Source organism: Streptomyces sp. NPDC091387 (assembly GCF_044756945.1).
In the GTDB taxonomy this organism is placed as follows: Bacteria; Actinomycetota; Actinomycetes; order Streptomycetales; family Streptomycetaceae; genus Streptomyces.
This window is the reverse complement of sequence record NZ_JBIVTZ010000012.1, coordinates 164,122-184,044: the sequence shown is the minus strand read 5'-3', so window position 1 is coordinate 184,044 and position 19,923 is coordinate 164,122. Positions and strand designations below refer to the sequence as shown.

Annotated in this window: 18 protein-coding genes; 7 read left to right on the top strand and 11 right to left on the bottom strand. The window is 70.1% G+C overall.

Going from position 1 to position 19,923, the window contains the following annotated elements:
* Positions 1–6 precede the first annotated feature (6 nt).
* Positions 7–1,677, bottom strand: a complete 1,671-nt coding sequence (locus ACIQM0_RS25375) for a sodium:solute symporter family protein (RefSeq protein WP_401290550.1) — start codon at positions 1,675–1,677, stop codon at positions 7–9.
* A 277-nt stretch (positions 1,678–1,954) separates the two neighbouring features.
* Between ACIQM0_RS25375 and galT the strand changes: the two genes are divergently transcribed.
* The 3 genes from galT to galK are packed head-to-tail and all read left to right on the top strand — an operon-like array spanning position 1,955 to position 5,159.
* Positions 1,955–2,998: a galactose-1-phosphate uridylyltransferase gene (gene galT / locus ACIQM0_RS25370; RefSeq protein ID WP_401290547.1), complete on the top strand. Its 1,044-nt coding sequence runs from the start codon at positions 1,955–1,957 to the stop codon at positions 2,996–2,998.
* A complete protein-coding gene (galE, locus tag ACIQM0_RS25365) occupies positions 2,995–3,975 on the top strand; it encodes a UDP-glucose 4-epimerase GalE (RefSeq protein WP_401290544.1) in 981 nt (326 codons plus the stop codon). The genes galT and galE overlap by 4 nt, the downstream gene beginning before the upstream one ends.
* Entirely contained in the window at positions 3,972–5,159 is a 1,188-nt protein-coding gene (gene galK, locus ACIQM0_RS25360; RefSeq protein WP_363023977.1) for a galactokinase, read from the top strand. The genes galE and galK overlap by 4 nt, the downstream gene beginning before the upstream one ends.
* A 13-nt stretch (positions 5,160–5,172) precedes the next feature.
* On the opposite strand, the gene ACIQM0_RS25355 is transcribed toward galK, so the two are convergent.
* Positions 5,173–5,616, bottom strand: coding sequence for a GNAT family N-acetyltransferase (locus tag ACIQM0_RS25355; protein WP_401290542.1), 444 nt, complete (start codon positions 5,614–5,616; stop codon positions 5,173–5,175).
* Between the two features lie 271 nt (positions 5,617–5,887).
* Between ACIQM0_RS25355 and ACIQM0_RS25350 the strand changes: the two genes are divergently transcribed.
* Complete coding sequence (locus ACIQM0_RS25350) at positions 5,888–6,712, top strand: LuxR C-terminal-related transcriptional regulator (RefSeq protein ID WP_401290539.1); 825 nt, start codon at positions 5,888–5,890, stop codon at positions 6,710–6,712.
* Here the strand turns inward: ACIQM0_RS25350 and ACIQM0_RS25345 are convergent.
* The gene (locus ACIQM0_RS25345; RefSeq protein WP_362955091.1) at positions 6,671–7,168 is read right to left on the bottom strand and encodes a MarR family transcriptional regulator; all 498 of its coding nucleotides are present in this window, start codon (positions 7,166–7,168) and stop codon (positions 6,671–6,673) included. The genes ACIQM0_RS25350 and ACIQM0_RS25345 overlap by 42 nt on opposite strands.
* An 89-nt stretch (positions 7,169–7,257) precedes the next feature.
* On the opposite strand from ACIQM0_RS25345, the gene ACIQM0_RS25340 reads away from it, so the two are divergent.
* Both ACIQM0_RS25340 and ACIQM0_RS25335 read left to right on the top strand, forming a co-directional pair.
* Positions 7,258–8,055, top strand: a complete 798-nt coding sequence (locus ACIQM0_RS25340; RefSeq protein WP_401290535.1) for a trans-aconitate 2-methyltransferase — start codon at positions 7,258–7,260, stop codon at positions 8,053–8,055.
* Positions 8,055–8,420: a VOC family protein gene (locus ACIQM0_RS25335; protein WP_401290533.1), complete on the top strand. Its 366-nt coding sequence runs from the start codon at positions 8,055–8,057 to the stop codon at positions 8,418–8,420. The genes ACIQM0_RS25340 and ACIQM0_RS25335 overlap by 1 nt, the downstream gene beginning before the upstream one ends.
* Before the next feature lie 80 nt (positions 8,421–8,500).
* On the opposite strand, the gene ACIQM0_RS25330 is transcribed toward ACIQM0_RS25335, so the two are convergent.
* The 3 genes from ACIQM0_RS25330 to ACIQM0_RS25320 all read right to left on the bottom strand — a co-directional run bounded on the left by ACIQM0_RS25330 (position 8,501) and on the right by ACIQM0_RS25320 (position 12,129).
* A complete protein-coding gene (locus ACIQM0_RS25330; protein WP_401290530.1) occupies positions 8,501–10,177 on the bottom strand; it encodes an FG-GAP repeat domain-containing protein in 1,677 nt (558 codons plus the stop codon).
* A gap of 297 nt (positions 10,178–10,474) precedes the next feature.
* The gene (locus ACIQM0_RS25325) at positions 10,475–11,158 is read right to left on the bottom strand and encodes a TetR family transcriptional regulator (RefSeq protein WP_401290527.1); all 684 of its coding nucleotides are present in this window, start codon (positions 11,156–11,158) and stop codon (positions 10,475–10,477) included.
* Complete coding sequence (locus tag ACIQM0_RS25320) at positions 11,155–12,129, bottom strand: acyl-CoA desaturase (protein ID WP_401290524.1); 975 nt, start codon at positions 12,127–12,129, stop codon at positions 11,155–11,157. The genes ACIQM0_RS25325 and ACIQM0_RS25320 overlap by 4 nt, the downstream gene beginning before the upstream one ends.
* Before the next feature lie 343 nt (positions 12,130–12,472).
* On the opposite strand from ACIQM0_RS25320, the gene ppc reads away from it, so the two are divergent.
* Positions 12,473–15,202 (top strand): phosphoenolpyruvate carboxylase, encoded by a 2,730-nt coding sequence (ppc, locus tag ACIQM0_RS25315; protein ID WP_363023965.1) that lies wholly within the window; start codon positions 12,473–12,475, stop codon positions 15,200–15,202.
* Positions 15,203–15,227: 25 nt separating this feature from the next.
* Here the strand turns inward: ppc and ACIQM0_RS25310 are convergent, their stop codons facing one another.
* From ACIQM0_RS25310 to glmU, 5 genes are all read right to left on the bottom strand, one after another.
* Positions 15,228–15,698, bottom strand: coding sequence for a hypothetical protein (locus ACIQM0_RS25310; protein WP_401290521.1), 471 nt, complete (start codon positions 15,696–15,698; stop codon positions 15,228–15,230).
* 98 nt (positions 15,699–15,796) lie between these two features.
* Positions 15,797–16,390: an aminoacyl-tRNA hydrolase gene (gene pth, locus ACIQM0_RS25305; protein ID WP_401290518.1), complete on the bottom strand. Its 594-nt coding sequence runs from the start codon at positions 16,388–16,390 to the stop codon at positions 15,797–15,799.
* 108 nt (positions 16,391–16,498) lie between these two features.
* The gene (locus ACIQM0_RS25300; protein ID WP_363023959.1) at positions 16,499–17,086 is read right to left on the bottom strand and encodes a 50S ribosomal protein L25/general stress protein Ctc; all 588 of its coding nucleotides are present in this window, start codon (positions 17,084–17,086) and stop codon (positions 16,499–16,501) included.
* Between the two features lie 199 nt (positions 17,087–17,285).
* Positions 17,286–18,260: a ribose-phosphate diphosphokinase gene (locus tag ACIQM0_RS25295; RefSeq protein ID WP_024490433.1), complete on the bottom strand. Its 975-nt coding sequence runs from the start codon at positions 18,258–18,260 to the stop codon at positions 17,286–17,288.
* A 120-nt stretch (positions 18,261–18,380) separates the two neighbouring features.
* Positions 18,381–19,829 (bottom strand): bifunctional UDP-N-acetylglucosamine diphosphorylase/glucosamine-1-phosphate N-acetyltransferase GlmU, encoded by a 1,449-nt coding sequence (glmU, locus tag ACIQM0_RS25290; RefSeq protein ID WP_401290513.1) that lies wholly within the window; start codon positions 19,827–19,829, stop codon positions 18,381–18,383.
* Positions 19,830–19,923 lie beyond the last annotated feature (94 nt).

Sequence of the window (19,923 nt, the reverse complement as noted above, 5' to 3'; positions counted from 1 at the left end):
CTCCGATCAGAACGAGTAGGGGACGTAGCACAGGGCGGCGAGCACGATCGCGCCCCAGCCCAGCAGGGCCGGCCGGCGGTACCAGGCGTCGTCGCCCTCGGCGGGCACCTCGTCGGCTTCCGGGGACTCGGTCCCGTAGACGAGACCGGCCAGTTCGGCCTCCGGCCTCGGCGCGGTGAAGAGCGTGACGACGACCATCACGACCGCACCGGCGACGAACCCGACGATCGCGGAGACGAAGTTGGCGCCCTGGTCGCTCGGGATGTCGATGATGCCCTGCTTGTAGATGACGAAGTAGTTGACCATCGCCGCGGTGGTGCCCGCCAGCAGGCCCCAGACCCCGGACTTCATCGAGGCGCGCTTCCAGAACATGCCGATGATGAAGACGACGAACAGCGGGACGTTGAAGAAGGAGAACAGCGTCTGGAGGTAGCTCATGATGTTGGAGAAGCTGGCGGCGATGAACGCCGTGCCGATGGAGGCCAGCACCCCGACCACCGTGATCCCGCGGCCGAAGCGCAGGTAGTACGCGTCCGACTGGTCCTTCTTCACGTACCGCGCCCAGATGTCCGTGGTGAACACGGTGTTGAACGAGGAGACGTTGGCGGCCATGCCCGCCATGAACGCGGCCAGCAGACCGGTCACCGCGATGCCCAGCACACCGTTGGGCAGCAACTCCCGCATCAGCAGCGGGATCGCGTCGTTGTACGTGGTACCCGAGCCGGCGGTGCCGATGTTCGGGACGATCACCGCGGCGACCAGGCCCGGGATCATCACGAGGAACACGATGAACATCTTCGGGAACGCGGCGATCAGCGGGGTGCGCTGGGCGGCGGAGAGGTTCTTCGCGGACAGGGCACGCTGTACTTCGGCGAAGTTGGTCGTCCAGTAGCCGAACGAGAGCACGAAGCCCAGGCCGAGGACGATCGTCAGCCAGTTGGCGCCGAGGGGGTTTGCGTCACCGATGCCGGTGCCGCCCCAGGCGGTCATGAAGTTCGCGCCGTGGCTCGAAGTCAGTGAGTCGCTCAGCCCGTCCCAGCCGCCGACGCGCTTGAGGCCCAGCACGGTCAGCGGGATCAGCGCGGCGAGGATGACGAAGAACTGCAGTACCTCGTTGTAGATGGCGGAGGAGAGACCGCCGATGGTGATGTAGATCAGGACGAAGAGGCCCGCGACCACGATCGCGACCCACTGCGGCCAGCCGAGGAGGGCCTCCACGACGATCGACAGGGCGTACAGGTTGACGCCCGCGATCAGGACCGCCGAGAAGGCGAAGAGTATGGAGCTCAGCAGGTGTGCCGACTTGTCGAAGCGGTGGAGCAGGAACTCCGGTACGGAGCGCACCTTCGACCGGTAGTAGAAGGGCATCATCACGAGGCCCAGGAAGACCATGGCCGGGATGGCGCCGATCCAGTACCAGTGGACGACCGCGACGCCGTACTGGGCGCCGGTCGCCGCCATGCCGAGGATCTCGGTGGCGCCGAGGTTGGCCGCCACGAAGGCCAGACCGGTCACCCATGCGGGCAGTGACCGTCCGGAGAGGAAGAAGTCGAGGCTCGTCCGCACGCTCGCCCGAGCGGCGAAGCCGATGCCGAGAACGACGGCGAAGTAGATCGCCAGAATCGTGTAGTCGAGCCCGTTCGTGGGGAGCCGGAGCCCGGATGCCAGTGAGTGCATGGGGGGAACTCGCTTCGTTGCGTGTACTGAACCCGAAGGAAAATACGCCTTTGCGTTCAGAAAATGAACAGTTCCATTGAGGTTCTTTGTTTGATTGTGATCGTGTGGCCCGAAAGTCCGGCCTTAATCCACGAGAACCCCACAAGAGTCGCGCCAGGGCCGTAGGAAGGCCATGCGAGATCCCGCTCACATCCGGCCGAACTCGGTTGACGTGGGCTCATTGACGCGCCTGTTGATTTGTGGTTCATTGTGTTGGGTTATGTTTGGGAGGAGTCTGGTGAAGAAGACGGTTACGACGCTCGCCGACGGCCGGGAGCTGCTCTACTACGACAGCCGTGACGACGTGGTCCGGGATGCCGTCGACCGGCGGCCGCTCGACGCCGTGGCGACTTCGTCCGAGATCCGCCGGGACCCCCTGCTGGGGGACAGCGTCGCCATCGCCTCGCACCGCCAGGGCCGTCCGTACCACCCGCCGGCCGACGAGTGCCCGCTCTGCCCCTCCCGGGAGGGACGGCTCAGCGAGATCCCCGACGACCACTACGACGTCGTCGTCTTCGAGAACCGCTTCCCCTCGCTCGCCGGCGACTCCGGCCGCTGCGAGGTCGTCTGCTTCACCTCCGACCACGACGCGTCGTTCGCGAGCCTCACCGAGGAGCAGGCCGGCCTGGTGCTGGAGGCCTGGACCGACCGCACCGCCGAGTTCGCGGAGCTCCCGCAGGTCAAGCAGGTGTTCTGCTTCGAGAACCGGGGCGCCGAGATCGGCGTCACGCTCGGCCACCCGCATGGGCAGATCTACGGCTACCCGTTCGTCACCCCGCGCACCGAGCTGATGCTCCGCTCGATGGGGACGCACCGCGCGGAGACCGGCGGCAACCTCTTCGACGACATCGTCGCCCGCGAGCTGTCCGAGGGCGACCGCGTCGTGCTCCGCGGCGAGCACTGGGTGGCGTTCGTGCCGTACGCGGCGCACTGGCCGTACGAGGTCCACCTGTACCCGCTCCGGCGCGTCCCCGACCTGCGGGACCTCGATGACGCGGCGCGCACAGAGTTCGCACAGATCTATCTGGAACTGTTGAGGCGGTTCGACCGGATATTCGGACCCGGACAGCCGCCGACGCCGTACATCTCGGCCTGGCACCAGGCCCCGTTCGGCATCCCCGGGCGGGAGGAGTTCGCGCTCCACCTCGAGCTCTTCACCGTCCGACGGACTCCCAGCAAGCTGAAGTTCCTCGCGGGTTCCGAATCCGGCATGAGTGTGTTCATCAACGACGTGCCGCCGGAGGCCGCGGCCGCGCGACTGCGAGAGGTAGCGAGCGAGTGAGCAAGTCCCCCAAGAAGTACCTGGTGACCGGCGGCGCGGGATACGTGGGCAGCGTGGTCGCCCAGCACCTGCTGGAGGCCGGTCACGCCGTCACCGTCCTCGACGACCTCTCCACCGGCTTCCGCGCGGGCGTCCCGGCCGGCGCCGAGTTCGTCGAGGGCCGCATCCAGGACGCGGCGAAGTGGCTGGATCCCTCCTACGACGGGGTGCTGCACTTCGCCGCGTGCTCCCAGGTCGGCGAGTCCGTCACCGACCCGGAGAAGTACTGGGTCAACAACGTCGGCGGCTCCCTCGCCCTGCTCGCCGCCATGCGTGACGCCGGCGTGCGCACCCTGGTCTTCTCCTCCACCGCCGCCACCTACGGCGAGCCGGTCTCCAGCCCCATCACGGAGGCCGACCCCACCGCACCGACCAGTCCGTACGGCGCGACCAAGCTCGCCGTCGACCACATGATCACCGGCGAGGCGGCCGCCCACGGACTGGCCGCGGTCTCGCTGCGCTACTTCAACGTGGCCGGGGCGTACGGCAGTTACGGCGAACGGCACAGCCCCGAGTCCCATCTGATCCCGCTGGTCCTCCAGGTCGCCCTCGGGCAGCGCGAGTCGATCTCCGTCTACGGCGACGACTACCCCACCCCCGACGGCACCTGCGTCCGCGACTACATCCATGTCGCGGACCTGGCCGAGGCCCACCTCCTCGCCCTCGACGCCGCCACCGCGGGCGAGCACCTGATCTGCAACCTCGGCAACGGCAACGGCTTCTCGGTCCGCGAGGTCATCGAGACGGTCCGCGAGGTCACCGGCCACCCGGTCCCCGAGACCGCGGCCCCGCGCCGCGGCGGCGACCCGGCCGTCCTCGTCGCCTCCGCCACCACCGCCAGGGAGCGCCTCGGCTGGCAGCCGTCCCGCGCGGACCTGGCCGGAATCGTCTCCGACGCCTGGACGTTCGCCCGCCGAGAGGAACCCACCGCACCATGACCGACACCGCTGAGCCGACCGCCGCCTCCGCCGAGCTCACCGCCTCCTTCACCGAGCTGTACGGGAGCGAGCCCGAGGGAATCTGGGCCGCCCCCGGCCGGGTCAACCTGATCGGCGAGTACACCGACTTCAACGACGGCTTCGTGATGCCGCTCGCCCTCCCGCACACCGCACGGGCCGCCGTCGCCCGCCGCACCGACGGCGAACTGCGGCTGCACTCCACCGATGTGCCCGGCGGTGTCGTCCAGCTCCGCGTCGACGAACTGGCCCCGCACTCCGGACACGGCTGGGCCGCCTACCCGGCCGGGGTCGTCTGGGCGCTGCGCGAGGCCGGCCACCCGGTCACCGGCGCCGACATCCAGCTGACCTCCACCGTCCCCACCGGCGCCGGGCTCTCCTCGTCCGCCGCCCTCGAAGTGGTCACCGGACTGGCGCTGAACGACCTGTTCGGGCTCGGCCTCACCGCCGCCGAACTGGCGGTCCTGGCCCAGCGCGCGGAGAACGCCTTCGTCGGCGTCCCCTGCGGCGTCATGGACCAGATGGCCTCGGCCTGCTGCACCGAGGGCCACGCCCTGCACCTGGACACCCGCGACCTCACCAGCCGCCAGGTCCCCTTCGACCTGGCCGCCCACGGCCTCCAGCTCCTGGTCGTCGACACCCGCGTCAAGCACGCGCTCGGCGACGGCGCGTACGCGGAGCGGCGCGCGGCCTGCGAGGAGGGCGCCCGCACCCTCGGCATCCGTACGCTGCGCGAACTTCCGTACGCGGGCCTGGGCGCCGGGCTCGACACCCTGGCCGAGGCCGGCGCGGACGAGGCCGTCGTGCGCTGCGTACGCCATGTGGTCAGCGACAACCAGCGCGTCGAGCAGGTCATCGCGCTCCTCGACGGGGGCGACGTGCGCGCGGCCGGCCCGGTCCTCACGGCGGGCCATGCCTCGCTCCGGGACGATCTGCGGGTCTCCTGCGTGGAGTTGGACCTGGTCGTCGAGACGGCGAACGAGGCCGGGGCACTCGGTGCCCGGATGACCGGCGGCGGCTTCGGCGGCTCCGCGATCGTGCTGGTGGAGGAGGCGCGGGCGGACGCGGTCACCAAGTCCGTTCTGGAGGCGTTCACTTCGGCGGGCTACGCGGCCCCCGGCGTCTTCCCCGCGGTGCCCTCCGCGGGGGCCCGCCGGATCGTCTGATCCGGGGAACGGCTCAGCCGAGCTGCTTGGTGAGGGTGAACTCCGTGACGCCCGGCGGGTAGTTCTCGACCCGCCCCGTCACCTCGTAACCCCGCTTCCGGTAGAAGTCCGGGGCCTGGAAGTCCCAGGTCTCCAGCCGGGAGCGGGTGCAGGACCGGTCCGTGCGGGCCACCCGTTCCGCCTCGGCGAGCAGCCGCGAGCCGAGGCCGGAACCGCGGTACCTGACGTCGACCCAGAGCATGTCCACATGGAGCCAGTGCGCCCAGGTGCGCCCGGCCAGTCCGGCGGCGAGCTGCCCGCGGGCGTCCATCGCCCATACCTCCAGCGGGACTTCGTGCGCGGCGGGGCCGTCGCGCAGCGCACGGATCTCCGGTGAGCCGGTGGTGTTGTCCTCGCGGAGCCGCCTGCTCAGCAGATGACGACGTTCTTTGTCCACTTCTGTCTCAAAACGGAACATGAACAACACCCTAGGTCGTGTCCGCGCCCTCAGTTCTGCGAATCGCCTCCCGCCCCGCGCGGCCGCCCGTACCCTGATGCACAGCACCGGTGGGGGCCGGTGCTGATTCAGGGGTACGAGACAGCCGGGTGCGACATCCGGGCGGGGTGGGAAGTCGGTGCACGGCGGCGGCCGGGGCACCGCGGTCCGCATTCCCGCTCCGGTTGTCGCACCCGTGCCGGTCCGACGCTGCCGGGGGGCGCACGCTACGGGGTGCCCCAGAACACACAGCATGGGGGTGTCTGTGGTCCGCATCCGGGTTCTCGTGGTCGACGACCACCGCATTTTCGCCGAGTCGCTCGCCGCGGCGCTCGCCGCCGAGCCGGACGTGGACGTGGCGGCGGCGGGCAGTGGCCCGGCTGCCCTGCGCTGTCTGGAACGCGCGGCCGCGGAGGGGCGCGGTTACGACGTGATGCTGGTCGACGCCGAGCTGGGCGTCCTGGCCCCGGCGGGCGGCCGCAGGGCCACCGGCCCGGTCCCGGTGCCCGCTCCCGGCGCCGCGGGGAACGGGCAGGCCGACGGCATCTCGCTGGTCGCCGGGGTCCGCGCGGCCCGGCCCTCGGTGCGCACGGTGGTGCTCGCCGAGAAGGACGACCCGAGCCGGGCCGCGCTCGCGCTCCAGGCCGGGGCCTGCGGCTGGGTCGCCAAGGACTGCTCGCTCCAGCGGCTGCTGGCGGTCGTCCGGGGGGTGCTGCGCGACGAGACGCATCTGCCCGCCGCCCTGCTCACCGGGGTGCTGCGGGAACTGCTGGCGGACCGCAAGCACCGCAGCGAGAGCGAGCAGCTCGTCGAGTCGCTGACCCCGCGCGAGCGCGAGGTGCTGCGCTGCATGGTGGCGGGGCTCGGCCGCAAGGCGGTGGCGGAGCGGCTCTTCCTCTCCCCGCACACGGTGCGCACCCATATGCAGAACGTGCTGGGCAAGCTGGGGGTGCACTCGACGCTGGCGGCGGTCGCGCTGGCCAGACGGGCGGGCGTCGGCCCGGCCGATCCGGTGGTGCCGCGGCAGGAGTCCGGTCTAGCCGGGGATGTTGTCGAACGGGGCAGTCAGCCGGCGTAGCAGCCCTGCCAGTTCACCGCGCTGGTGGCGGGAGAGTTCGCCCAGGATGGCGCGCTCCTGGGCGAGCAGGCCGGCCAGTGACTGGTCGGCCTTGTCGCGGCCCTCCGCGGTGAGCCGGACCAGTACGCCGCGGCGGTCGCTGGGGTCGGGGAGCCGCTCGACGAGGTTCTTCTTGGTCAGCCGGTCGATGCGGTTGGTCATGGTGCCCGAGGTGACCAGGGTCTGGGTGAGCAGCTGGCCGGGGGAGAGCTGGTACGGATCGCCGGCCCGGCGCAGCGACGTGAGGACGTCGAACTCCCACGGTTCGAGGCTGTGCTCGGAGAAGGCGATCCGGCGGGCCCGGTCGAGGTGGCGGGCCAGGCGGGAGACGCGGCTGAGGACCTCGAGTGGTTCCACGTCGAGGTCGGGGCGCTCTCGGCGCCATGCAGCGACCAGTCGGTCGACCTCGTCCTCCATGTGGATCAGTGTAAAGGGTCTGTCGACATGAAGTCTCTTGAATTCGAGTGTCTTGACATCAAGATACTTTCGGGACGATCCTGGATTCCATGACCGCACCCACCTGGGATCCGCAGCAGTACCTGCGCCACGCGGACCATCGCACCCGGCCCTTCCACGATCTGCTGGCCCGCGTCCCCCCGCTCCCGGGCGCCCCCGCCCCCCGGATCGCCGACCTCGGCTGCGGCGCGGGCAACGTCACCGCCCTGCTCGCCGCACGCTGGCCCGGGGCCCGCGTCACCGGCTACGACAACTCCCCGCAGATGCTGGAGCGGGCCCGCGCCCACACCACCGCCCTGCTGGACTTCGCCGAGGCCGACGCCGCGACCTGGACGCCCGCGCAGCCGTACGACCTGATCGTCTCCAACGCCCTGCTCCAGTGGGTGCCCCGGCACGCCGACCGCTTCCCCGACTGGCTGGCCGCCCTCACCCCCGGCGGCACGTTCGCCCTCCAGGTCCCCGGCAACTTCGAGCAGCCCAGCCACGCCCTGATGCGCGAACTCGCCGAGTCCCCGCGCTGGCGCTCCCGGCTGGGCGGCCTGCTCCGCCACTCCGACGCGGTACTGAGCCCCGCCGCCTACCTGGACCGGCTCACCGCCCCCGGCCGCACGGCGGACGTCTGGGAGACCACGTACCTGCACCTGCTGCCCGGCGAGGACGCCGTCCTGGACTGGGTCAAGGGCACCGGCCTGCGCCCCGTCCTCACCGCCCTCGACGACGACGCGGAGGCCCGGAACGCCTTCCTCGCCGAGTACCGCGACCTGCTGCGCGCCGCCTACCCCGCGGGCCCGCACGGCACGGTCTTCCCGTTCCGCCGCGTCTTCGCCGTCGCCCACCGGGAGAAGTGATGATCGCCGCCCTCGACCACGTCCAGCTCGCCGCCCCCGAAGGATCGGAGGACGCGCTGCGCGGCTACTACGTGCACGTCCTCGGCATGACCGAACTCCCCAAGCCCCCGGTCCTGGCCGCCCGCGGCGGCTGCTGGTTCCAGGCGGGCCCGGTCCAGCTCCATCTGGGCGTCGAGGCGGACTTCCGCCCGGCCCGCAAGGCGCACCCCGGCCTGCGCGTGACGGACATCGGGGCGTTCGCGGCCCGGCTGGCGGAGCGCGGCGCCGAGGTGCGGTGGGACGAGGACCTGCCCGGCCACCGCCGCTTCTTCAGCCACGACCCGGTGGGCAACCGGCTGGAGTTCCTGGAGCCGGTGACCGGCTGACGGGGACGCGGAAGCGCCCCGCCCCCGGAGGTCCGGGGACGGGGCGCTTCGATGCCTCTGGTGCGGGGCGGGCGGGACGCTCAGTACATGTTGTTGTAGATGTCCCAGCCGTAGCCGACCTTCGCGCGCTTGTTGATCTTCCCGGTGCCGGTGGACGTGTAGAGGTACACGTCGCCCTTGCCGTCGACGCCGATCAGGTCGGCCTTGCCGTCACCGTTGATGTCGCCCGGTGCCACGAACTTCTTGTAGGTGTTGTAGCCGGTGCCGATCTTGACGCGTGCCGTGAAGGGCTTGGTGGCCGATCCCGTCCCCTTGTAGAGGTACAGGGTGCCGTCCGAGGCGCGGGCCACCACGTCGTTCAGACCGTCGCCGCTGAGGTCACCGGCGCCGACGATCTTGTTGTACGTCTGGTAGCCGTAGCCGACCTTGATCCTGGCGGAGAAGCCGGTGCCCGAGCCGTTGCCCCGGTAGAGGTACAGGTCGCCGGACTTGGTGCGGGCGAGCAGGTCGCCCTTGCCGTCGCCGCTCAGGTCGCCGGGACCGACGAGGGTGTTGTAGGAGCCCCAGCCGCTGCTGACGGCCGAGCCCTCGTTGTAGAGCGTGCCGTTGTACTTCTCCAGCAGGTCCGCCTGGCCGTCGTTGTCGAGCGACGACGGGAAGCTGATGTCGGCGCCGGCCCAGCCGCCGCTGTCACTGGCCTGGACGCGGGCGCTGAGCTTGCCGTTGTTCTTCGCGTAGTACCAGTAGAGCGTGCCGCCCTTGGTCCGGGCCATCAGCTCGTTCTTGCCGAAGTCCGGGTTGCCGCCCTGGCCCCCGAACTGCGACGCGACGTTCCAGCCGGTGCCGATCTCGGTCCGCTTGAGGAAGGTGCCGTACCCCGTGGACTCGTACGCGTAGAGCGTGCCGCCCGGCGTACGGGCCATCAGGTCACCGAGACCGTCACCGGTCGCGTCGTCGGTGGCGATGAGCTGGTTGTACGTGTCGAAGCCGTAGCCGACCTTGACGCGCGCCTTGTACGGCGCCGAGGCCTTCCCGCTGCCCGCGTAGTAGTACAGGTCACCGGCGGGCGTACGGGCGTAGAGGTCGCCGATCCCGTCGCCGTTGACGTCGTTCGCGCCGACGATCTGGTCGTACGAGGCCCAGCCGTAGCCCACCTTGACGCCGGCCTTGAAGGGGGCGCTGGTGACGTTGCCGGTGCCCGCGTACAGGTAGATGTCACCGGACGGTGTGCGGGCGAGCAGGTCGCCCTTGCCGTCGCCGGTCAGGTCGCCCGCGGCGACGATCTTGTTGAACTTCTGCCAGCCGGTGCCGGACCAGTCGGCGTAACCGGCGCCGTCGGCGCTCCACGCCTGGTGGAGCGAGAGCTTGCCGGTCGCCGACAGCGTGAGCAGCTCGGGCCTGCCGTCGCCGTTCAGGTCGCCCGGCGTGATGACGTCCTTGAACTTCTCGTTCGGGTCGTCGGGGTTCAGGGAGAACTCGTAGGAGTCCGCCCCGTTCGTCGGGATGAGGTAGTAGTTCCCGTCGATCCCGCGGTACAGGGTGTCGCTGTAGCCGTCGCCGTCCACGTCGAAACGCGGCTTGGCGGGAATGGGCGCGGCCTTGGCACCAGGTGCGGCGGCGGCCGGCGACTTCTTCTTCGCGGAGTGCTTCGGGAGCGTCAGCGAGGGCTGCGCGTCGGCGGCGGGCACACGCGGCTCGGTGGCGCGGTGCGGCGCGGGCGCCGAGTCATCGGCCGAGGCCGGAGCGGCCAGCAGCATGCCGGCGGAGAGAACGATTGCGGTGCAGGTCGCGATCCGCCGCGCGCGCTTCGAGCGCGCGGGAACGGAACGACCGGGTTCCACAGAAGACAAAGCCCCCCCAGGGGTACGTGGTGGAACCGGGAGAAACGCCTTCACAGGTGCGTCACATGCAGGGTGAAGTGTTCCCGGGATGGTCACAGACTCTACAACTGTGACCCCCGGGACTGAAGTGGTTTAGCAGTGGATCAATGTTTCGGCTTGGACACGTCACCGCCGTACCCCCGCGCACCGACCGGCCCGCGCCGTAAGGCCCGTTCAGCTCTTCCGGTGACCGATCAGCCGCGGCTTCGACTCCAGGTTCTCCAGCCCGTGCCACGCCAGATTCACCAGATGCGCCGCCACTTCGGCCTTCTTCGGCTTGCGGGCGTTCACCCACCACTGGCCCGTCAGCGCCACCATGCCGACCAGCGCCTGCGCGTACAGCGGAGCCAGCTTCGGATCGAAGCCCCGGGCCTTGAACTCCAGCCCGAGGATGTCCTCCACCTGGGTGGCGATATCGCTGATGAGCGAGGCGAACGTGCCGGTCGACTGGGCGACCGGCGAGTCACGCACCAGAATCCGGAACCCGTCCGTGTACGTCTCGATGTAGTCCAGCAGCGCGAACGCCGCCTGCTCCAGCAGCTCCCGCGGATGCCCGGCGGTCAGCGCACTGGTCACCATGTCCAGGAGCTGACGCATCTCCCGGTCCACCACCACCGCGTACAGCCCCTCCTTGCCGCCGAAGTGCTCGTAGACCACCGGCTTGGAGACCCCGGCCCGCGCCGCGATCTCCTCCACCGAAGTGCCCTCGAAACCCTTGTCGGCGAAGAGGGTGCGACCGATGTCCAGCAGTTGTTCGCGGCGTTCCTTGCCCGTCATCCGCACCCGCCGGGTCCGCCGGGTGGGTGCACGGGATTTCTCGCTGCTTGTGCTGCCGTCGGTCGCCACATCGTCAATCATGCCGCGTCGGCCTCCGCCGAGTGGCGCCGGGACTCGATACGGGCGGCGTCGGGCCAGCGCACATCGGTCGCCCAGCCCAGCTTCTCGAACCAGCGGATCAGCCGGGCACTCGAATCGATCTGACCCCGCATCACGCCGTGCCGCGCACTGGTCGGGTCCGCGTGGTGCAGGTTGTGCCAGGACTCACCGCACGAGAGGACCGCGAGCCACCACACGTTGCCGGACTTGTCACGGGACTTGAACGGACGCTTGCCGACCGCGTGGCAGATCGAGTTGATCGACCACGTCACATGGTGCAGCAACGCGACCCGGACCAGCGAGCCCCAGAAGAACGCCGTCGCCGCACCCCACCACGACATCGTCACCAGACCGCCGACCAGCGGCGGGATCGACAGCGACAGAATCGTGAAGGACAGGAAGTGACGGGAGATCCCGCGGATCGCCGGATCCCTGATCAGGTCAGGGGCGTACTTCTGCTGCGGCGTCTGCTCCTCGTCGAACATCCAGGCGATGTGGGCCCACCACAGACCCTTCATCAGAGCCGGCAGCGTCTCGCCGAAACGCCACGGGGAGTGCGGATCGCCCTCGGCGTCCGAAAAGCGGTGGTGCTTGCGGTGATCGGCCACCCAGCGCACCAGGGGACCTTCCACAGCGAGCGAACCGGCCACGGCCAGGGCGATACGGAGCGGACGCTTCGCCTTGAACGAGCCATGGGTGAAGTAGCGGTGGAAGCCGATCGTGATGCCGTGGCAGCCGATGAAGTACATCGCCACCAGCAGACCCAGATCGAGCCAGCTGACACCGCGGCCCCAGGCCAGCGGCACAGCCGCGACCAGGGCCAGGAAGGGGACGACGATGAACAGCAGGAGCGCGAACTGCTCGATCGACCGCTTGTTGTCCCCGCCGAGCGTGGCGAGGGGAGGACCGTCGGCCGCCGGAGCGGCCTCGATCACATCGGGGCTGGTCTTCATGGGGAGTCCCCTGTGGGGTGAGAACGCGACGGAATACCTGGGTACGCATCCGTAACCTACGGCGTCGTAAGTATGGCAGCGCGGAGCCCCGCCACAAGGGGGAGCGGCCGACCGGGCGCAGAGTGGCGTCATACGGGGTAGGGGACAGAGCGCGTACCCCGGAAGGACCCGTCTTGAAGTGCGGACACCCTTCGGGCCGCGAACAGCACCGAAAGCACGGACACCTATCCTGGAGAGGTCGGACAGCGCGGTCCGCACTCTGCTTTCCCGGGGGTGGCGTGGCACCCGCTGCCAGCCGCGGGCCCCGGACCCCGTGCTCAACCACTGCAAGGAGCCGCACACTGTGAGCAGTGCCGACCAGACCCCCGCCGCAAGCCCCGAGCTGCGCGCCGACATCCGCCGCCTCGGCGACCTGCTGGGCGAGACCCTCGTACGCCAGGAGGGCCAGGAGCTCCTCGACCTCGTCGAACGGGTCCGCGCCCTGACCCGCACCGACGGCGAAGCGGCCGCCCAGCTGCTCGGCGACACGGACCTGGAGACCGCCGCGCAGCTCGTGCGCGCCTTCTCCACCTACTTCCACCTCGCCAACGTCACCGAGCAGGTCCACCGCGCCCACGAGATGCGCGACCGGCGCGCCGCCGAGGGCGGGCTCCTCGCCCGCACCGCCGACCGCCTCAAGGACGCCGACCCGGAGCACCTGCGGGCCACCGTCAAGAACCTGAACGTACGGCCCGTCTTCACCGCGCACCCCACCGAGGCCGCGCGGCGCTCCGTACTCAACAAGCTCCGCCGCATCGCCGCACTCCTGGAAACCCCCGTCATCGAGGCCGACCGGCGCCGCCAGGACATCCGGCTCGCCGAGAACATCGACCTCATCTGGCAGACCGACGAACTCCGTGTCGTCCGCCCGGAGCCCGCCGACGAGGCCCGCAACGCCATCTACTACCTCGACGAACTCCACGCCAACGCCGTGGGCGACGTCCTGGAGGACCTGGCCGCCGAACTGGAACGCGTCGGCGTCGAACTCCCCGCCGGCACCCGCCCGCTCACCTTCGGCACCTGGATCGGCGGCGACCGCGACGGCAACCCCAACGTGACGCCCGCCGTCACCTGGGACGTGCTGATCCTCCAGCACGAGCACGGCATCACCGACGCCCTCGAACTCGTCGACCAGCTCCGCGGACTCCTCTCCAACTCCATCCGCTACACCGGAGCCACCGACGAGCTCCTCGCCTCCCTCCAGGCCGACCTGGAACGCCTCCCCGAGATCAGCCCCCGCTACAAGCGGCTGAACGCAGAGGAGCCCTACCGGCTCAAGGCCACCTGCATCCGGCAGAAGCTCGTCAACACCCGCGAGCGCCTCGCCTCCGGCACCCCGCACCGCCCCGGCTGCGACTACCTCGGCACCTCCGAGCTCATCGCCGACCTGGCCCTCATCCAGACCTCGCTGCGCGAACACCGCGGCGGCATCGTCGCCGACGGCCGGATGGACCGCACCATCCGCACCCTCTCCGCGTTCGGCCTCCAGCTGGCCACCATGGACGTACGCGAGCACGCCGACGCCCACCACCACGCGCTCGGCCAGCTCTTCGACCGGCTCGGCGAGGAATCCTGGCGCTACGCGGACATGCCGCGCGACTACCGGCAGAAGCTCCTCGCCAAGGAACTCCGCTCGCGCCGCCCGCTCGCACCCACCCCGGCCCCGCTCGACGCCGCGGGCGAGAAGACCCTCGGCGTCTTCCACACCATCAAGGAAGCCTTCGAACGCTTCGGCCCCGAGGTCATCGAGTCCTACATCATCTCGATGTGCCAGGGCGCCGACGACGTCTTCGCCGCCGCAGTCCTCGCCCGCGAGGCAGGCCTCCTCGACCTCCACGGCGGCTGGGCCAAGATCGGCATCGTGCCGCTCCTGGAGACCACCGACGAGCTCAAGGCAGCCGACGTCATCCTCGACGAGATGCTCGCCGACCCCTCCTACCGCCGCCTCGTCTCACTCCGCGGCGACGTCCAGGAGGTCATGCTCGGATACTCCGACTCCTCCAAGTTCGGCGGCATCACCACCTCCCAGTGGGAGATCCACCGCGCCCAGCGCCGGCTGCGCGACGTCGCCCACCGCTACGGCGTCCGCCTGCGCCTCTTCCACGGCCGCGGCGGCACCGTCGGCCGCGGCGGCGGCCCCTCGCACGACGCGATCCTCGCGCAGCCCTGGGGCACGCTGGAGGGCGAGATCAAGGTGACCGAACAGGGCGAGGTCATCTCCGACAAGTACCTCATCCCCGCGCTCGCCCGCGAGAACCTGGAACTGACCGTCGCGGCCACCCTCCAGGCCTCCGCACTGCACACCGCGCCCCGCCAGTCCGACGAGGCCCTGGCCCGCTGGGACGCGGCCATGGACACCGTCTCCGACGCCGCCCACAGCGCCTACCGCAAGCTCGTCGAGGACCCCGACCTGCCGACGTACTTCCTCGCCTCCACCCCGGTGGACCAGCTCGCCGACCTGCACCTGGGATCGAGGCCCTCCCGCCGCCCCGGCTCCGGCGTCTCCCTCGACGGCCTGCGCGCCATCCCGTGGGTCTTCGGCTGGACCCAGTCACGGCAGATCGTCCCCGGCTGGTACGGCGTCGGATCCGGCCTCAAGGCCCTGCGCGAAGCCGGTCTCGACACCGTCCTCGAAGAGATGCACGAGCACTGGCACTTCTTCCAGAACTTCCTCTCCAACGTCGAGATGACCCTCGCCAAGACCGACCTGCGCATCGCCCGGCACTACGTCGACACCCTCGTCCCCGACGAGCTGAAGCACGTCTTCGACGCCATCGAGGCCGAGCACGCGCTCACCGTCAGCGAAGTCCTCAAGATCACCGGCAACACCGAACTGCTCGGCACCAGCCCGGTGCTCCAGCAGACCTTCGCCATCCGCGACGCCTACCTGGACCCGATCTCCTACCTCCAGGTGTCCCTGCTGGCCCGCCAGCGCCAGGCAGCTGAACGCGGCGAGGAACCCGACCCGCTGCTCGCCCGCGCCCTGCTGCTCACCGTCAACGGGGTCGCGGCCGGACTGCGCAACACCGGCTGATCACGCCGCCGCGGGTGCGGTCCCGTCACAGGGCGAAGAACGTCGCCACCAGCAGGACCGCACCCGCGATCCCGGCGCCCCACGCGATCCGGGGCAGCCGGAGACCGCCGCCGATCAGCAGCGCGGCGAGCACCAGCGCACCGCCCAGCGGCACCCACGCGTGCAGGAAACCCCCCGTCCCCGTCCGCACCACCTCGAAGGTGCCCGGCTTCACGACGACGGGGAAACGGTCCCCCTTCTTCGCCGCCACGGACTTCTCGACCGACACCCGGGAACGCCCGGACCCGTCGTCGGTCGGCGTGTAAGGCCCCGTGCAGACCTCGCTGCCGCACCCGGTGACCGTCATCGTTCCGTGCTCGCGGCCCTTGGCCAGCACGATGTGATGCGCCGTGTCCCACGAGGACAGCACACCCGCCACCAGCAGCAACAGGACGACACCGCCGAGCGCGGCGCCGCGGCCGAAATGCAGGGCACGTTGGGAGGAGCTGCGCTTCATGGGGGCCGATCCTTGGCCAGCGCCCCGCACCCGGTCAAGCCGTGGCCGAAAACAGCATGATTACCGGTGGGTTTGTCGGGGTTCGCGCCCGTCGGAGCTCAGGAGTTGTACGCGCTCTGCGCGCGCTCCAGACCCTCCGCCAACAGGCACTCCACCGAATCCGCCGCCCGGTCCACCAGGAAGCCCAGCTCCTTGCGCTCCGTGGACGAGAAGTCCTTCAGAACGAAATCGGCGACCTGCATCCGGCCCGGCGGACGCCCGATCCCGAACCGGATCCGGTGGTAGTCGGGACCCATCGACTTCGTCATCGACTTCAGCCCGTTGTGACCGTTGTCGCCACCGCCCAGCTTCAGCCGCAGCGACCCGTAGTCGATGTCCAGCTCGTCATGGACCGCCACGACATGGTCGAGCGGCACCTTGTAGAAATCGCGCAACGCCGTCACCGGGCCGCCCGACAGGTTCATGTACGACATCGGCTTCGCCAGCACCACCCGGCGGCTCAGCGGACCCGGCGGACCCATCCGGCCCTCCAGCACCTGCGCCTGGGCCTTCGGCGCCCGCTTGAACTTCCCGCCGATCCGCTCGGCGAGCAGGTCGGCGACCATGAAGCCCACGTTGTGCCGGTTCGCCGCGTACTCGGGGCCGGGATTGCCCAGGCCCACGATCAGCCAGGGGTCGGTGGCGTCGGACATCGCGCTGGGTCTCCTCGCGTACGGGTGGCTCGCAGACAGGGAAAACGGGGCGGCGGATCCCCCCGGAGGAAGACCGCCGCCCCGTCAGTCAAGCAGGTGGGGCGAGGCTCAGGCCTCGGTGCCCTCGGCGTCGCCCTCGGCGGACGGCTCCTCGGCCTGCGCGGCGACGACCGCGAGGACGACCGCCTCCGGGTCGGCCTCGGCCAGCACGGAACCGGCCGGCAGCGGGATGTCCTTGGCGAGGATCGAGGCACCGGCGTCCAGGCCCGCGATGGAGACCGTGACGGAGTTCGGGATGTGGGTGGCCTCGGCCTCGACGAGCAGGGTGTTCTGCACGTACTCCAGCAGGTTGCCGCCCGGGGCCAGCTCGCCCTCGACGTGCACCGCGACCTCGACGTTGACCTTCTCGCCGCGCTTCACGGTCAGCAGGTCGACGTGCTCGATGTTGCCCTTGATGGCGTTGCGCTGCACGGCCTTCGGGATGACCAGCGCGTCCTTGCCGTCGATCTCGAGACCGATCAGGACGTTGGCGGTACGCAGCGCGAGCTGAAGCTCGTGGGCCGGCAGCGTGATGTGGACCGCTTCGGCGCCGTGGCCGTAGATGACGGCGGGCACGAGGCTGGCGCGACGGGTGCGGCGGGCAGCGCCCTTGCCGAACTCGGTACGGACCTCGGCGTTGAGCTTGATCTCGGCCATGACTGCACTCCTCGTAAGGTGACAAAACTCCGGTTGGTCACCCGGCCCACGACAGGCCTGCTACGAAGAGCGCGTCGATAACGGACCGCCGTACCTATGAGTACGGCCTCCCTCGCCGAGCAACTCGCTGAGTCTACCCGGCGGGGAGGCCGCACCCCAAAGTGGATCTTCTGTGACGCTTTTCGGCTGCTGCCGGCGCCTACTGCTCCTCGAAGAGGCTCGTGACCGAACCGTCCTCGAAGACCTCGCGCACCGCGCGGGCGATCGTCGGCGCGATCGAGAGCACCGTGATCTTGTCGAGCTCCAGCTCACCCGGCGTCGGCAGGGTGTCCGTGAACACGAACTCGCTGACCTTCGAGTTCTTCAGCCGGTCGGCGGCCGGACCCGAGAGCACCCCGTGCGTGGCCGTCACTATGACGTCCTCCGCACCGTGGGCGAACAGGGCGTCGGCAGCGGCGCAGATCGTGCCGCCCGTGTCGATCATGTCGTCGACCAGGACACAGACCCGGCCCTCGACGTTGCCCACGACCTCGTGGACGCTGACCTGGTTCGGCACGTCCTTGTCGCGGCGCTTGTGCACGATCGCCAGCGGCGCGTCCAGACGGTCGCACCAGCGGTCGGCGACCCGGACCCGGCCGGCGTCCGGCGAGACGATCGTCAGCTTCGAGCGGTCGACCTTCGCACCGACGTAGTCGGCCAGGATCGGCAGCGCGAAGAGATGGTCGACCGGACCGTCGAAGAAGCCCTGGATCTGGTCGGTGTGCAGGTCGACGGTGAGGATGCGGTCCGCACCCGCCGTCTTCATCAGGTCCGCGATCAGACGGGCCGAGATCGGCTCACGGCCGCGGTGCTTCTTGTCCTGACGGGCGTAGCCGTAGAACGGCACGATCACCGTGATCGAACGGGCCGACGCGCGCTTCAGCGCGTCCAGCATGATCAGCTGCTCCATGATCCACTTGTTGATCGGAGCCGTGTGGCTCTGGATCAGGAAGCAGTCGGCGCCGCGGGCGGATTCCTGGAATCGGACGTAGATCTCACCGTTGGCGAAATCGAAGGCCTTCGTCGGCACGAGGCCGACACCCAGTTGGTGTGCAACCTCCTCGGCCAGCTCGGGGTGGGCGCGGCCGGAGAAGAACATCAGTTTCTTCTCGCCGGTCGTCTTGATCCCGGTCACAGCACAGTCTCCTCAGACGTGTTCCTGGCGCTGCACGCAGATGTCCCGATGTGCAACGAGCCAGCCGAAATGGGGTGAGCATCTATCACGGTACGCCGTGCGCGACGCGCCTGTTTCCGGTCAGCTTTCGCCGCCGGTCTCCTCCGTCGCGGCCTGGGCCGCCTGCGCGGCCGCGCTGCCCGGACGCTTGCGCGCCACCCAACCCTCGATATTCCTTTGCTGGCCACGGGCCACGGCCAGTGAACCGGACGGCACGTCCTTCGTGATGACCGACCCGGCCGCGGTGTAGACGCCGTCCCCGACCGTGACGGGAGCCACAAACATATTGTCCGACCCGGTACGGCAGTGCGAGCCGATCGTCGTGTGGTGCTTGGCCACACCGTCGTAGTTCACGAACACGCTCGCGGCACCGATGTTGGTGTGGTCGCCGATCGTCGCGTCACCGACGTACGACAGGTGGGGGACCTTCGTGCCCTCGCCGATCGTCGCGTTCTTCATCTCCACGTACGTACCGGCCTTGGCCTTCGCGCCCAGCCGCGTGCCCGGCCGCAGATACGCGTACGGACCGACCGTCGCGCCCGCACCGACCTCGGCCCCGTCCGCGACGGTGTTGTCCACCCGCGCGCCCGCACCGACGACGGTGTCCTTCAGCCGCGAGTTCGGGCCGACCTCGGCGTCCTCCGCGAGATGCGTCGTCCCCAGCAGCTGGGTACCCGGGTGCACGATCGCGTCCCGCTCGTACGTCACGGTGGCGTCGATCAGCGTCGACGCCGGGTCCACCACGGTCACGCCGGCCGTCATCGCCCGCTCCAGCAGCCGCTGGTTCAGCAGCCGGCGGGCCTCCGCGAGCTGCACCCGGTTGTTGATCCCGAGGATCTCCCGGTGGTCGCCGGCGACCGAGGCGCCGACCCGGTGCCCGGCCTCGCGCAGGATGGACAGCACATCGGTGAGGTACTCCTCGCCCTGGCTGTTGTCCGTGCGGACCTTGCCGAGCGCGTCCGTGAGGAGCTGCCCGTCGAACGCGAACACCCCGGAGTTGATCTCCCGGATCGCGCGCTGGGCCTCGGTGGCGTCCTTGTGCTCGACGATCTCGGTGACCGCGCCGGTCGCCGGGTCGCGGACGATCCGGCCGTAGCCGGTCGAGTCGGGAACCTCGGCGCTCAGCACGGTGACGGCGTTGCCGTCGGCGGTGTGGGTGGCGGCGAGCGCGGTGAGCGTCCCGCCGGACAGCAGCGGGGTGTCGCCGCAGACGACGATGACGGTGCCCGCGACGGTCCCGCCGAGCTCGTCGAGCCCGACGCGCACCGCGTTCCCGGTGCCCTTCTGCTCGGCCTGGTAGGCGGTGCGCACCTGGGCGTCCGCGGTGGTGAGGTGGGCGGTGACCTGCTCACTCGCGTGGCCGACGACCACGACGAGGTGCTGGGGCTCCAGCTCGCGGGAGGCCGCGACGACATGTCCGACGAGCGAGCGCCCGGAGATCTCGTGCAGAACCTTGGGGGTCTTCGACTTCATGCGGGTGCCCTCACCCGCTGCGAGGACGACGACGGCTGCCGGGCGTTCGGAGCTCACGGATATGCCCTTCGGCTTCGGGTGGTGGACATCCGCAGGATACCGGGGGGTGTTGGGCCGGACATGAGTGCGGGCCCCGACCGGTTGGTCGGGG

Coding starts and splice junctions, on each gene's coding strand:
- ACIQM0_RS25340 (WP_401290535.1), top strand. CDS start 7,258: ATGACCGCACCCACCTGGGATCCGCAGCAGTACCTGCGCCACGCGGAC.
- galK (WP_363023977.1), top strand. CDS start 3,972: ATGACCGACACCGCTGAGCCGACCGCCGCCTCCGCCGAGCTCACCGCC.
- ACIQM0_RS25345 (WP_362955091.1), bottom strand. CDS start 7,168: ATGGAGGACGAGGTCGACCGACTGGTCGCTGCATGGCGCCGAGAGCGC.
- ACIQM0_RS25335 (WP_401290533.1), top strand. CDS start 8,055: ATGATCGCCGCCCTCGACCACGTCCAGCTCGCCGCCCCCGAAGGATCG.
- ACIQM0_RS25325 (WP_401290527.1), bottom strand. CDS start 11,158: ATGATTGACGATGTGGCGACCGACGGCAGCACAAGCAGCGAGAAATCC.
- ACIQM0_RS25300 (WP_363023959.1), bottom strand. CDS start 17,086: ATGGCCGAGATCAAGCTCAACGCCGAGGTCCGTACCGAGTTCGGCAAG.
- ACIQM0_RS25330 (WP_401290530.1), bottom strand. CDS start 10,177: ATGCTGCTGGCCGCTCCGGCCTCGGCCGATGACTCGGCGCCCGCGCCG.
- ACIQM0_RS25350 (WP_401290539.1), top strand. CDS start 5,888: ATGGGGGTGTCTGTGGTCCGCATCCGGGTTCTCGTGGTCGACGACCAC.
- ACIQM0_RS25375 (WP_401290550.1), bottom strand. CDS start 1,677: ATGCACTCACTGGCATCCGGGCTCCGGCTCCCCACGAACGGGCTCGAC.
- ACIQM0_RS25320 (WP_401290524.1), bottom strand. CDS start 12,129: ATGAAGACCAGCCCCGATGTGATCGAGGCCGCTCCGGCGGCCGACGGT.
- ACIQM0_RS25310 (WP_401290521.1), bottom strand. CDS start 15,698: ATGAAGCGCAGCTCCTCCCAACGTGCCCTGCATTTCGGCCGCGGCGCC.
- pth (WP_401290518.1), bottom strand. CDS start 16,390: ATGTCCGACGCCACCGACCCCTGGCTGATCGTGGGCCTGGGCAATCCC.
- ACIQM0_RS25355 (WP_401290542.1), bottom strand. CDS start 5,616: ATGTTCCGTTTTGAGACAGAAGTGGACAAAGAACGTCGTCATCTGCTG.